The sequence below is a fragment of the Lacrimispora xylanolytica genome (genome assembly GCF_026723765.1).
GTDB lineage: Bacteria > Bacillota > Clostridia > Lachnospirales > Lachnospiraceae > Lacrimispora > Lacrimispora xylanolytica.
This window is the reverse complement of record NZ_CP113524.1, coordinates 1,251,884-1,265,987: the sequence shown is the minus strand read 5'-3', so window position 1 is coordinate 1,265,987 and position 14,104 is coordinate 1,251,884. Positions and strand designations below refer to the sequence as shown.

General features: G+C 41.1%; 9 protein-coding genes. 1 reads left to right on the top strand and 8 read right to left on the bottom strand.

Features of this window, described 5'->3' with window-relative positions; genetic code table 11:
• The first annotated feature begins 39 nt into the window (after positions 1–39).
• A complete protein-coding gene (locus OW255_RS05980; RefSeq protein ID WP_024836807.1) occupies positions 40–963 on the top strand; it encodes an AraC family transcriptional regulator in 924 nt (307 codons plus the stop codon).
• Between the two features lie 14 nt (positions 964–977).
• Here OW255_RS05980 and OW255_RS05975 read toward each other — a convergent pair whose 3' ends face one another.
• From OW255_RS05975 to OW255_RS05940, 8 genes are all read right to left on the bottom strand, one after another.
• Complete coding sequence (locus tag OW255_RS05975; protein WP_268115976.1) at positions 978–3,161, bottom strand: ABC transporter ATP-binding protein; 2,184 nt, start codon at positions 3,159–3,161, stop codon at positions 978–980.
• Positions 3,162–3,172: 11 nt separating this feature from the next.
• Positions 3,173–3,715 (bottom strand): DUF1854 domain-containing protein, encoded by a 543-nt coding sequence (locus OW255_RS05970; RefSeq protein WP_268115975.1) that lies wholly within the window; start codon positions 3,713–3,715, stop codon positions 3,173–3,175.
• A 7-nt stretch (positions 3,716–3,722) separates the two neighbouring features.
• A complete protein-coding gene (locus tag OW255_RS05965; RefSeq protein ID WP_268115974.1) occupies positions 3,723–6,029 on the bottom strand; it encodes an ABC transporter ATP-binding protein in 2,307 nt (768 codons plus the stop codon).
• Positions 6,026–7,570: a glycoside hydrolase family 43 protein gene (locus OW255_RS05960; protein ID WP_268115972.1), complete on the bottom strand. Its 1,545-nt coding sequence runs from the start codon at positions 7,568–7,570 to the stop codon at positions 6,026–6,028. Before OW255_RS05960 ends, OW255_RS05965 begins: the two co-directional genes overlap by 4 nt.
• 18 nt (positions 7,571–7,588) lie before the next feature.
• Positions 7,589–9,787 carry an alpha-galactosidase gene (locus tag OW255_RS05955; RefSeq protein ID WP_268115970.1) on the bottom strand — a complete coding sequence of 733 codons (2,199 nt, stop codon included), beginning with the start codon at positions 9,785–9,787 and terminating at the stop codon, positions 7,589–7,591.
• Between the two features lie 34 nt (positions 9,788–9,821).
• Positions 9,822–11,342, bottom strand: a complete 1,521-nt coding sequence (locus tag OW255_RS05950) for a glycoside hydrolase family 43 protein (RefSeq protein ID WP_268115968.1) — start codon at positions 11,340–11,342, stop codon at positions 9,822–9,824.
• Positions 11,343–12,134: 792 nt separating this feature from the next.
• Positions 12,135–12,626, bottom strand: a complete 492-nt coding sequence (locus OW255_RS05945; RefSeq protein ID WP_024836814.1) for a hypothetical protein — start codon at positions 12,624–12,626, stop codon at positions 12,135–12,137.
• Positions 12,627–13,640: 1,014 nt separating this feature from the next.
• Positions 13,641–14,096, bottom strand: coding sequence for an SMI1/KNR4 family protein (locus OW255_RS05940; protein WP_024836815.1), 456 nt, complete (start codon positions 14,094–14,096; stop codon positions 13,641–13,643).
• Between the last annotated feature and the right edge of the window lie 8 nt (positions 14,097–14,104).

The window sequence follows — 14,104 nt, the reverse complement described above, 5'->3', positions numbered from 1 at the left end:
ATAATATAAGCACACTGAATATTAGCAAATGGAGGAATCATGGTAGGAGATCAGATTAAATGTTCTTATTTAGACTTTTACACTCAGAACAGTGATTGGAAAGAACGTACCGTAGATGATAACTATGAGACAATAAACTTCCAAAATGGATCTACAATCCGAATCTGGTACAACTGTCAAGCGAGTAATTTCGCTCCCCACTGGCATACTGCACTTGAGATCATCATGCCAGTGGAAAATTATTATGATGCAGTATCTTCTAATAAAAAGTATCATATTCTTCCAGGTGAGATTCTTATCCTTCCTCCTGGTGAAATTCATTATTTGATTGCTCCTGATTACGGAAAGCGGTTTATCTTTCAGTTTGATATCTCAAACATTACCAAATTGAAAGGATTTGCAGGACTTCAATCTCTGCTGAGCAGTTCCTTACATATTACAAATACCAGCTATCCCCAAATTTATGAAGATGTCCTGCAATTGCTCATGCAGATGCGTAATGAATATTTTGGTACCAATGAATATCGGGAATTGGTAATTTACTCTCTTCTACTCAATCTTTTTGTTACCCTTGGACGAAACCGATTAAACAATATTAATCTTTTTCCAAACGTCCGTATTTACAAGCAAAAAGAATACATGCAGAAATTTAATACGGTAATTAACTACATTGATGCTCATTACAGGGAAGAGCTTTCCTTAGATGATATTGCAGATTTCAGCGGCTTTTCCAAGTATCATTTTACCCGGTTATTTAAACAGTACACGGACTCAACCTTTTATGATTATCTCAGTTTTAAACGAATTAAGGCTGCGGAAACTCTTTTGGCTCAGCCAAACCTGTCCATTACGGAAATCGCTTTGTCCACAGGTTTTTCCAGCATCTCCACATTCAACCGTATTTTTAAACAGCAAAAAAACTGTACCCCAAGCGAGTACAGATCTTTTTGCAATCATAATTAATCTACATCTAAAATTTAGTTCTTCTGCATCATCAGCTGTGCAGTAACCAGATTGTAATAGATGCCTTTCTTTTTCATCAATTCCATATGGGTGCCGGATTCTACAATCCGGTGCCTGTCTATGACAATTAATCTGTCTGCATCCTTTAGTGTGGAGAGCCTGTGAGCAATGGCAAAGGTGGTTCTGCCGCTGGTCAGTCTTTTAAGTGCCTTTTGAATGAGATATTCACTTTCCGTATCCAGGCTTGCTGTCGCCTCATCCAAAATAAGAATCTTAGGATCATTTAAAATTGCCCTTGCAATTGCCACCCTCTGCCTTTCTCCTCCGGAAAGATTGTGACCCTTTTCTCCCACATAAGTTTGATAGCCATCAGGAAGACCACAGATGAAATCATGAGCATTTGCCATTTTGGCAGCCCGGATAATTTCTTCATAAGAAGCCTCTGGTCTTGCAAATCGGATATTATTTAAAATGGTACCGGAAAAAAGAAAGGTCTCCTGCAAAACAACTCCAATTTGAGAATGGTAATGGGAAAGGCGTATATCCATAATATTTTCCCCATCCACTCGTATTTCTCCGTCATCCACCTCATAGAGATGCATCACAAGATTGATGAGTGTGGATTTTCCTGTGCCTGAGGCCCCTACGATTCCAATCATCTCTCCCTGCTTTACCTTAAAATCAATCTGCTCGATGACTGGTTCGTATGATTTGTAACCAAAGGATGCATGATGAAATTCCACGTTTCCCTTTATTTCATGATATTTGGCATTTTCATGGTCAAAAATCTGAGGCTCCTGCTTTAAGACATCTCCGATTCGTTCCATACTTGTAACCATATTCATGAGCATTCGCGGCATATTGGTCAGCCATCCTATGTACGTATACAAAAGAGTGGTGTAAATGATAAACTGAAACAGCCTGCCTGGAGTCATTCGTCCATGTAATACGGATATTCCTCCAAAATAAACAACAAGGTAAACACCTGCTTCAAGGACAAAACCAATGAAGGGATACACCGTTGCAAAAAATACTTCATTGCTTCTTTGCACCTTAACATACTCCTCTGTATTCCTGTCGAAATACTCTGCCTCCCGTTCCTCCTGTCCATAGGACTTTACCACTGCCATTCCGGAAATCACATCCTGAAGCCCGCTGTTTACTTTGTCAGCTTTTTCCCCCTGCATGTGAAATCTTGTTCTGATATATTTTCGCAACGACAGGGAAAACAACATGGCAGCCGGAGCAAATAAAAATGCCATCAATGCCAGTTTCCAGTCCAGAATCAGCATCAGCAGGGCATCTGCGATAAAAAGTATAATGATTGTGAACAAATTACAGAAGGTTTCCCCCATGAAGTCTCTTACTCTTCCTGTATCATAAAGAATTCGGTTCATCAGCTCTCCCGGACTTCTTTCATTAATAAAGGAAAGGGACAAAAGCTGTATTTTAACATAAAGCTTTTCCCGAAGTCCGGCACTGATTCTTGAGCCAAGCTTTGAGCAAAGATAGGATTTCCCTGCATTGATAAATACAATACCAACGCTCATGATAAACATAAGGCTTAAGCAAAGCACTGCCTGTTTTACATTGCCTTTGTTCCCAATTAGAACATCATCCATCAGGCGCTGCTGAATGGCAGGATTTGCCAGAGTTACTGCCGTTGCAGAAAACATAAGAAGAACAATAACTCCAAAAAGTCTCCATTGCGGCTTTATAAGCATTAAAAAATCAGACACCAGACTTTCTTTTTTTCCTGTGCACTTAGGACATTCCCTGGTTCCCGGTAATGCTCTTTTACACGTCAGACAGGCGGTCTCGTATTCGCGGCTGACCACCCGTTCCTTTTCCCCTCGCTGCAAAAGCAGACAGCCTCTGGTGATATAGGAATACCTGGTCAGATGCTTTGCGGAATACCTGCCCAGAAATTCCTCTACTCCATTCTTTACTACATAGAGAATACCACTTGAAATCTGAGGCTCACCTACTACTTTCTCAACCTCCGAAAGCCGGTACGCTTTGGTACAGCAGCCCTCCTCTAATAGAAGTATCCTTTGATTGGTCACTACCGTATAGGAATTATCTCTGAAACTCCCCTCCCGGTCTAAATCCAGGGGAAAGCAATAATAGATTTCTTCCCCACGGGACAATCCAAGGAGCTCTTTGTTTTTATCTGTTAATTGATACAAAAGTTCCAAGGCAGCCTCCTCTATAAAAACAGATCCAGTTTTCTGCGCTCTGCGGGTGTAAGCCGCCCTACATCCGGTATTTCAAAGCGGTTCTCATCAATATCTGAGAGAAGAATCCGTTCTTCCGTCAGATGAACCACTGCATTTCCTCCCATTTGGATTGTGAATCTGCACTCTCCGTGATCCGTTAGGACGTCCCAGTAAGCAAACCCATATTCTTCCTTAACCGATCGGATTTTAGTGATAACAGGTGTAAAATACCGCAGGTTCAGCTGCTCCCTTAAAAGCTTAATCGTATCCTCTTCCATATCCTTTAAATTTTCTATTATTCCAATTTCTTTTGACTTATCTCCTACGGAGCGGACGGACAAAAACCGGTCCTTCTCCATAAATGGGAACATTCGCATCACCTGGATTCTGGAATAGGATTCCTCTCCCACGTAAAGACTTACAAATCCTCCCTCTGTCCTTTTAAATACAGTATTATGTTTTGTCAGGTAACGGATTTTTAGCATCTCTTCTGTTTCCCGTTCCATCTGACTCAAGTTAAACTCTTCTGGCATTTTTCTCTCATCCCTCCGAACATGGCAAGTGTTCTATTGCTAATGCCTTTGTTTGTAATTCCAACAGCTTATAATAGGTCCCATGCAGTTTAAAAAGTTCGTCTCTGGTCCCCTGCTCCGTTATTTTCCCCTGTTCAATCACCACCAAATAATCTGCATCCCGCAGTGTGGAAAGCCGGTGAGCAATAGAAATTGTAGTTCTGCCCTTTATCAGGTAGTTGATAGATTTTTGAATCAGGCGTTCCGTTTCCGTATCAACGGAAGCAGTAGCCTCATCCAAAATAAGAATCTTCGGATTTGCAAGTATTGCTCTTGCAATGGATATCCGCTGCCGTTCCCCGCCGGAAAATTCCCGTCCGGACGCACCGATTCTCGTATCGTAAGCATCCGGCATCCCCATGATGAACTCATGAGCTCCGGCAAGCTTTGCTGCACGGAATATTTCCATCCGTCCTGCCTCTGGATTTCCATATGCGATGTTATCTGCTACCGTTCCCATAAATATATACGTTTCCTGTGATACCATAGCCACATTCTTACGCAGATCATGAAAGCAGATTTTTTTAATGTCAATTCCGTCAATTGTAATCTGTCCTTCCACAGGATCATAAAGTCTGGAAATCAGGTTTACAATCGTAGTTTTTCCAGCTCCAGAGCGTCCCACGATTCCCAGCATGCTGCCTGCTGGAATTTTAAGCGTAATATCCTTTAATACCGTTTTGTTTTCTGTATATCCAAACGTGACATTTTGAAGGGAAATCTCTCCTTTTGGTTTCTCCAGCCGCAGGGCATCCGGAGCCTCTTTTACCTCCGGTATGGCATCCATGATCTCAAACATTCTCTTTGCACTATTCATACTATCTGCCCATTGGTTATACACCCTCGCAAAAAATCCCATAGGACTACGAAGCTGTCCCACGTAGCCTGTAAATGTAATCAGCGTTCCCAGGTTCATATTTTTACCGCTCATCAGAAAGTACACCCCAAGCCCCCAGACTGCAAAGGAGGCGATCTCCTGGGCTCCGCCATAGATAAGATGAAACGCATTTTGCTGACGGGAAATGGCAATTTCCGCATTTAATAGCCCCTTGTTCGGTACCTGAAAGCGTTCTGCTTCCAACCGTTCCTGACCAAAGGATTTGATGACCCTTGCCCCAGTCAGATTATCATTTACTGTACTGTTTACGGATCGCTCAGTCCGATGTCTTTTGCCGAACAGCACCCAGATCCTGGGCCTAAGATACCAACTGATTGCAACAAGGGCGGGAAACAAAAGAATGGTCACGATGGTCATCTGCCAGTTAATTCGAACCATAACCGCGACAGACGCAAGAATGATAAAACCATTGATGAGAATATATGGCGCACAGTCAAAATAGAACCCGGTGACCCGATCCGCGTCGCTCATGACACGTGTCATCAGTCCGCCGGTCTGTCTGTTTTTATAAAAACTGATGGAAAGCTTTCCCATGACACGGAAGATATCTTTTTCCATATTCCGGACGACTCCTGTTACCATTTGTGCTGTAAAAACCCCCTGAATAATCTGCAGTAACAGAAGTGTTACTTTTACAGCCAGCATAGTAACCACAGCCAAAAACAGTGCTGTTACAAAATCCCCATGTGGGATTCCAAGCCGTATTAAAAAATCCTGGTTTTTTGCAAGAATCCGGTCATACAAAACCATACCAGTTAAATAAGGCCATACCAGGTTCAGTCCCGCCCCTGCCAGAACGCAGATTAACATCAGCACCAGTTTAAAGCGATATGGCCTAAAATATTTTGTCGCCCGAATGAAGGCAGTCTTCCGGTTGGTACATCTGGGACATAACCTGGTGGCAGTATCCGGATACATTCTTCCACATGTTGGGCAGTATATTTCCTCTTCCACCTCAAAAGGGCGTCCCTCCCAGGTCATAATCAGCCGGTGGACCTGATGCTTACAGAAATTAGAAAATGCGGCAATGCAGTAATCCATACCCCGATACCGTATTGTCAATGTGCTGCATGCCACCTGAGGTTCTATCAACATGTTTTCTATATCCAATACCTGATACTGGCTGACAGTCCAATCTCTTTCCCAGTCCGCATGCATTTCCCTGGTGGAGCCATAGCCTTTAAAGTAATGTACACGCTCCGCTCTTTTTATCTCCTGAAAGAAAAAAAGTATCTGCTCCGTAAGAATCACAAGCCCATCCCGGTAGCTGCCTTCTAAATCCATATCCGTTTCAGCCTTATATAATATCTGGCTCTCCGTGATTTCCTCCCGCAAAAGAATTGCTTTTATTCCTTCTGGAATCTTTAATTGCTTCATAGCTGTTCTCCGTTATAATATTTGAAATCATGAAATACGGCAGTTCCACCTGTATTACTTGTGGAATATAAAAACAAACCGTACCGGCAGCCTGTAAAATGGTCCAGTTTAAAGACCAGATGTTGATTCCCAGCAAGAATCCACTGGTTGTTTTGCTTATAATAAAATTCAGCCATATCCTTCATATCCCGGAAATCTGCTTTTATTTTCAATGTAACAGAATCTCCTTCCATAGGAACCCGGTAGCATTCCATTCCCGGCATACAATCCAGTGAAAGATCGCTCAGTGAGGTATCTTCCATTCTTCTGCTCCACATCACCAGATAATAGCATCCGGTCTCTCTGGTAACGCCCACCAGACCATAACAACCCTGCAGCGCGCATAGTCCTGCATAATCTCCATTCTGTAATTCACTCACATCCAGGGTCACTTCTGCACTGCTGACCGGATACATCATCCTTTGAGTCAGGGTATTGACCGCCTGTGTTAAATTGATACTGATTTTACCCGTCTTTATTGCCAACCCGTTGTTATCGGTTCTCCACCACAGGCTGTCATTGGGTTCATGATTCCACTGCCACACATTTATAAGCTCTGGCTTTCCATTTTCATCTTTTTTTCCGGTAAAAAATCCGGAGGCGTACAAAGGCTTATACTCATAATCAGGCCTTGTGCTTTCGATGTTAAAGTGTTGAGGCATCTTTTTGCAGTCTCCGAAAACCGGCCAGTCATGGTCCCAGGTAACAGGAACCAGAACCGGAATTCTACCCACAGCCCCATGATCCTGAAACAGTACCCCAAACCATTCTCCTTTTGGCGTACTTACAATTCCTCCCTGTGCGACCCCTTGATTATAAAAACCAATGTCCTCGTCAAAAATGTCCTCGCCTTTGAATTCTCCCTCCAAATGATTCGACATAAAGCAGGCCTGGGTTCTGCGCGCCATTCCATATTTGGGCCAGTGTATAACAAAAAGATAATATTTATCATGAATCCGATAAAAATGAGAACCCTCATAGCCCAGGTAAACATCTGCCTGCTCCTCAATCAGGATTCTACTCAATCCGTTCTTTTTAGGGGCTGTCAGCTCTTCATTCATCTCTGTCATATGAATCTGGTTCATTCCCCATATGATATACGTTTTTCCACCATCAAAAAACAACGAACCGTGATGGTAAACGCCCTGTACATCATGCCTCTCCCAAGGCCCCTCTGCCTGATTGGCCGTAAAAAGGTAGGTCCTTCCTGTGTCATAGGCCGAAAAGCAGATATAAAATCTTCCTTCATGAAAACGCAGGCTCGCTGCCCACATCCCTTTTCCGTAGATATTCTGCTCCCCCTCCAAACACTGTGACGGCGTACTGTCTAGTCGGCGAAATACATAGGTAACGATTTCCCAATTTACAAGATCATAGGATCTTAAAATTACACCTCCTGGAAAAAAGTGCATGGTCGTACTAACCATATAATAAGTGTGCCCCACTCTGATAACATCCGGGTCTGGATAATCCGTTTTTATAATAGGATTTATTTGGTCCATATTTTCTCCCTTTATAAGCTAACTCTGGGCGGTCAGATGAATCAGACTTCCAAAACAGTCTCCACCGGCCCATGGTGTATGAATGCGATAGCCTCCATACATCAGTTCTTCTCCCGTATAGGAACGTTTTTCGCCCTCAATCTCATAGTTTCTATCCGGATGCAAGCCTTTGCATCGAATTGTATGTACAAATTCTCCCGGATGAAGCATTACATGCACAAAGGAAATAATTGCTTCTTCTTTATCTTTTGACACCACCATGTAACAATCGTATACGCCATTTGCGGCATAAGAAGCGATACGGTAATAATCTCCCTGCCGCACCAAATCATGATATCTGTGATACATCGCAATTTGCTCCGGAATCTGGATGCGTTCCTCCTTGGAGAGCTTTGTCACATCAAGCTCATATCCAAAGGTGCCTGCAAGCGCTATCTGCCCTCTTGTTTTAAATGGTGTCACACGCCCCGTGATATGATTGGGACAGTCACTGACATGAGCTCCCATACAGGACAAAGGATATAGCAATGCAGTTCCTTCCTGAATTATCAGGCGTTCCAGGCCATCTGTATTATCGGAAGTCCACACCTGTGGTCCATAATACAGCATTCCCGGATCAAAACGACCGCCCCCGCTGGAGCAGTTCTCAAGAAGCAGATATGGAAATTCCTTTAATAAGCGATTTTGCAGCTGATATACTCCGAGAACATAACGGTGCAGCAGCTCCCCCTGTCGATCCGGGGGCAGACCATAGCTTCCGATATCCGCCAGTGTCCGGTTCATATCCCATTTTACATATTCGATATGAGCCCTGTGCAGTACTCCTGAGATCATATCATAAACAGCGTCCACTACTTCCTGTCTTGATAAATCCAGCACATACTGACTTCTTTGAAGAGACGGCTTTCTACCTGGTACCGCGATGGCCCAGTCAGGATGGGCGCGGTATAATTCTGAATCCAGAGACACCATCTCCGGTTCCATCCATATTCCAAATTTCATGCCCAAAGCATGCACTTCACTAACCAGATGGGATAGTCCTCCCGGCAGCTTTTCTTCATTCACAAACCAGTCCCCCAAAGAACTAGAATCATCATTCCGCACTCCAAACCAGCCATCGTCCACAACCAGCATCTCGATACCGTCTGCTGCCGCTTCTTTTGCAATGGAAAGAAGCTTTTCCGTATTAAAATTAAAATACGTTGCCTCCCAATTATTTAAAAGAATGGGACGTTTTTTATCCCGATACTCTCCCCGGATCAGGTGTTTCCTGTATAAGTCATGAAATGTTCGGGTCATGCCGCCAATTCCCTGCCTGCTGTAGACAAGCACTGCCTCCGGTGCCTGAAATTCCTCCCCGGGGTTAAGCTTCCATAAAAAGTCCTCCGGGTGTATTCCCATGATAAAGCGGAGTCCTCCTGACGGCTCCAGGGTGGTCTGGGCTAAAAAATTGCCTGAGTATACAAAATTCATCCCATAGACTTCTCCCTGATCTTCCTCTGCCTCATGTGATGCAAGAGCCATAAAAGGTTGGGACTGATGTCCTGATTTTCCGCAGATAGAATGTACCCGATGAGTTCCCATGGAAAGAGGATACCGATTGATTCTGCACTCTCTGGCCCAATCCCCATGAAGCGTAATGAGATCAAAATTCCTGTTATCCATATCAAGGGATGCGCTAAGCACCTTGGTTAAGTAAATTTCCTCTTCCCCCATATTGACAATACGGACACTCCTGGTTATTGCATCCACAGCCTCAAATACTGTGTAGAGCAAAATGACTTGCAGTTTCAAAAACGGGTCTTCACACACCAGTTCCAGTGAAACACATTCACCCTTTTCGCCAAAGGTTGCAGGCAGACCGTTTAGCTCCGGCTTCCCTGAATAGATCCGATGCTTTATGTAGGAAAGCTTCAGAGCTGTATGTCCGCTCTTTGTCCGTATCCCAATTGCTGATTCCCTATAATCACCAATTCCTCCCGTGGGATATTCCTTTGGAAATCCACCCAGAAAGTTCAGTCGGTCTGCAGCCATCTCGTCTGCTGCATTTGCTGGTTCTCCTAGCCCCATTAAATAAACCAGTCTATGGCTTTTCATCTTTCTTCCGTAATAGATGTGAGTTACAAACCTCTCTTCCCCAATGATACCAATCATGTAGCTGGTATTTGGAGTATCCAGTTTAAAAACCTTATCCTCCTCAAAATACTCAATTGCCACTTTATTCCCTCCTCACTCATTGAAATCCCCATTTTTATAAACTGCATTCATAGTTGAACTTTATGAAATCAGCTGTCCCTCCAATTTCTTTGGTGGAATAATAGAACAGTCCAAACCGGCATCCCGTGAAATGATCCAATTGGAAAACAAGCTTGTGGGGAACCCCGATAGGTACCCATGTGCCCTCTTCTTCATAAAAAAACAAAGCCTCATCTTTTTCATCTCTGTAGTCTACCTGACATCTTAAGGTGACTTGTGGTTTTTCTACCGGAAGTTTCTTTTGAATGACTTCTTCCTGCCCTTTATGAAACATCACGATGAAGTAATTCCCCAATTCTCTGGTAATTGCAACAGCCCCATAGCGCCCCAGTAATGCTGAAATTCCAGCAAAATCGCCATCTTTGATTGCACTGGCATCAATTGTAACGCTGGCTGCGCTGACACTTTCCATTGTCCTTTGGGTCAATGTATTATAGGACTGGGTGAGATTTTTACAAATTTTCCCGGAATGGAGACGTAGCGCTCCTTTCCGTTCGGTTAGGGACCATAAGTCATTTCTAGGAGTATGATTCCATTGCCATGCCATATTCAAATGGAGCTTTCCCTTCTCATCCGGCTCATAGATAAAATCATCCGACACATGCAATGGCTTATAAATATAACCTGATCTGGTAGCTACTGTCTCTACTTCGGTGGGAACCTTCCCGTTGATTCCAAATACGGGAGTTTCTCCTCTCCAGATGACAGGCACTAACACAGGAATTCGCCCAACAGCACCACGGTCCTGAAATAATACTGCATACCATTTTCCTTCCGGTGTGTCAACGATTCCGCCCTGAGCCACACCGGAACCACGAAATCCCATATCATCGCAAAGTACATCTCCCCCTGTAAACTCTCCCTCCAAAGAATTGGAGGAAAAGCAGGCCTCCGTACGAAACCATCGTTCTCTTAAGCTATGTATAAAAAAAGCATAATATCTGCCGTTTATTTTGTAAAAATGACTGCCCTCATATCCCAATCCCGGGTGGTCTTTATCTTCAACAAGAATACGGTCTAAGCCGCCTTTCTTAGGTCCGGTCAGTGATTCATTCAGCTCTGTCAGTCGAATTGTTTTATTTCCATAGATAATATAAACTCTGCCATCGTCATTAAAAAACAGAGAGCAGTCATGATAAAAACCTTCTATTCTCCGCTTTTTCCATGGCCCCTCCACACTTTCTGATTCATATAAATAGGTCTTATGGGTGTCATTGCATACAAAGCAAACGTAAAATACTCCCTTATGATACCTTAAAGAGGCTGCCCACATCCCCTGACCATAAATATTCAACTCTCCCTCAAGCATCTGAGCTGGCGTATTATCCAGGGTTTCATATACGTAACCAGCCAGCTCCCAGTGAATCAAATCATAAGAACGCATAATTGCACCACCTGGCATGAAATGCATCGTGGTGCTGATCATATAATAAGTGTCTTCTACACGAATTACATCAGGATCTGGATAATCCTGTTTCAATAATGGATTCTGTCCTCTTATCGGATTATTTGCCATTTTTCCCTCCCCTTAAGTATATAAGTAAAGCTGTATTTATTGATCCCCATGAAATCATTGCATGCCCCCATCTCATCTTAACGGGGATTTGCTTAATTTTCTCACTACTTTCTGCTATGTTCTATTCAGATATTGCTAAATTTTTGATTCGTTTCTATCAAATAGAGGATTCTTCTGTTTTGGATCTTTTTTCACTTTTTTTATTAAATATAAACTAGGCCGCCACTTGGGTTGTTGATATATTTATATAAAAAATCAAATCGTTGTAAGCTACTTCTAAATGTTGAATACCTGCGTTTTTGATATTTATAAATTTATAATCTAGTCAAATTATACAATTATTCGAGTTAGTAAACTATATAATCTCGACTATATTTAACGCATTTTTCGACATTTTGTTAATATTTTAACCATTGTAAGATCTCCAGGCATGGCTGATTTCCAGCTCAAAAAATAGTTGAACACTTTTTATGCCACAACCTTCCTTATAGACAGTTGCTCATATATAAATAAGAAACTATTGATTAAAATAAAAAATCCCTGCCTGAATTCGTTTTAATGAATTCAAGCAGGGTAAAAACATACTTAATGATATTTGAATCAACTGATGAAGACTATCATACTATAGGTAATCCAGCACCCATAACATCATATCTGTAGGTTGTTACTCCAAACCTAATCTCCAGCAGTAGGTTAAACTACTGTTTAATTCTACCACCTACTCAATTGCACCTTCAATCAGCCAGAAAAGTGATAATAGACAGATGAAAACAGATATATTTAATCTTACCTTTATAATTCCAACTTTTCTAGAATAATATTTCCTTTTATTTCGTAACGTTCTGAATCTATATCTATACTTTCAAGAATAAGTTTTTTAATTTCATTTTTAAATGTTCTGGGGCAACTAATTAAAAGATTAGCAAATTGTAAAATATCCTTTTCGCTATAACTATTAAACATCATTCTCAAGTACATTCCTATTAAAAATCCCTTTATTTCTATAATTTTTTCGAATCCCTTTATTAATTCAGGAAAACCTGCACTTACCCCATATTCATTAATAACATAATAAACTATTTCCATAATCTTGGATTCCTGATGTGGTTCCATATATGGATAATTTTGTATTTGCAACTCACATAAAGAAACAATATCTTCTAAACGAAATGTGTATTCTTCGTCAGTAACACCATAGTAAATCATATCGAATTTTTCCAAATCTTCACTTGTTTCATTTTTAGCATATTGATAAAGGCTTTTAATATCAACTAATTCTTTCATTTAACTCTACCTTCCTTAAATAATAGATTTTAACATTTACCATCATCACTTATTATATTCTCGACATCCGCATCTTTTTTTGTACGCATAGCAAGATCATACTGTTCTTGTAACCTTTTTTCCAAAATATCCTCAGGAACATTAGGACGTGTTCTTTTATAAATATCTTCAATATCAGCTCTATCAAATATTGTTCTATTAGAACTTCCATATATACCATTAATAGGATTATTCCACTCTTCTGAAATAATCTTTGATTCAAAAAGATGTAAGTTTCTTTAAGAATCACTCATCGCATTACTTTTTCTTAATAATCTAACAATGCCATCCTTGATCATTTCATCATCCCTTGCAATTATCGGTTTTTTCTTGCTTAGCTTCATATTTATGCGATATAATTTAGGGTTTTTAGTGGCATAATTTTCTGCATTACAAGTACATTTTCATGTTTCAAAATAAGTATAGAAAACAAGCATCCAGCCCGAAGATGATTTCTTAATCATTTTTCGGGCTGGACGAAATTCATATGTGTAGCAGAAGCTACCCGCTACTGCCTTTTTTATTTACAATATCAACATATTCCCATGTACGATTGCTTCATTCCCGTCAAACAGCCATAGACTTGTTCCTGTACTGAATTCCTATCCATGTTATAGGCAGTCTTTACCTGGCTTTTATACGATTAGTCATTCATAACGACATTGGCGTCCGCGGTACTAGTAGCATCCCTGCGAAGTCATATGTATAGGTCTTCCCCCTTTCGTTATTACGACCTTACGTACTATTCCATAGAAATCCAAGGTATATACTGTCTGGTTCTGATTTCGGTGATTCTTCCACTGGCATCATAGGTATATTCCTGAAATAACTGACCGTTCTACAGTTCCTTGAAGTATGGATTACCTGCTTTCGTCCATTCATGCCAGCGCATTTCAATCTTCTATCCACAAGCCGTTTCTTAACTAGACTTCCATCTGGATAATAAATATATTCAGATGGTTGTGTATAACTTTATTATCGCATTTCTAAGATATCAATTCCCTTCCCCTCAATAAAAAAGTCTTCAAATGTGTCTGCAAATTTAGTGGCTTCTTCATAAAAGTTTCCATCTCCCGCTCCAACAATATACAACCCTACTCCTTCTTGTCCCTTGCCATAATAATACACATTACCACCTAAATCTGTAGCAAAAATCAGTCCTTCCTTAATGTCTTCTTTAAAATATGGATAATTGTCATCAACATTGATAATATCTTCAACATAAATAAAGTTAATTATTATTGATGTACCCTTAATTTTAAATCCATATATTATCCCTTCTTCCAAAATGTCTACTAACATTTTAGGTAGAGGTATTTGGGCTAATTCATCGATTTTTTGCATATCTTCTGGCGACACCTTAATCCGTTGCATCTCACTTTCATGATATAAATTTTCAAATTTACTGCTAACTTTAGATAATAAATTCATTTTTGGCC

Bases quoted from the DNA above. Each gene is read 5' to 3' on its own strand.
- OW255_RS05945 (WP_024836814.1), bottom strand. From the start codon at position 12,626: ATGAAAGAATTAGTTGATATTAAAAGCCTTTATCAATATGCTAAAAAT.
- OW255_RS05980 (WP_024836807.1), top strand. From the start codon at position 40: ATGGTAGGAGATCAGATTAAATGTTCTTATTTAGACTTTTACACTCAG.
- OW255_RS05965 (WP_268115974.1), bottom strand. From the start codon at position 6,029: ATGAAGCAATTAAAGATTCCAGAAGGAATAAAAGCAATTCTTTTGCGG.
- OW255_RS05970 (WP_268115975.1), bottom strand. From the start codon at position 3,715: ATGCCAGAAGAGTTTAACTTGAGTCAGATGGAACGGGAAACAGAAGAG.
- OW255_RS05960 (WP_268115972.1), bottom strand. From the start codon at position 7,570: ATGGACCAAATAAATCCTATTATAAAAACGGATTATCCAGACCCGGAT.
- OW255_RS05950 (WP_268115968.1), bottom strand. From the start codon at position 11,342: ATGGCAAATAATCCGATAAGAGGACAGAATCCATTATTGAAACAGGAT.
- OW255_RS05940 (WP_024836815.1), bottom strand. From the start codon at position 14,096: ATGAATTTATTATCTAAAGTTAGCAGTAAATTTGAAAATTTATATCAT.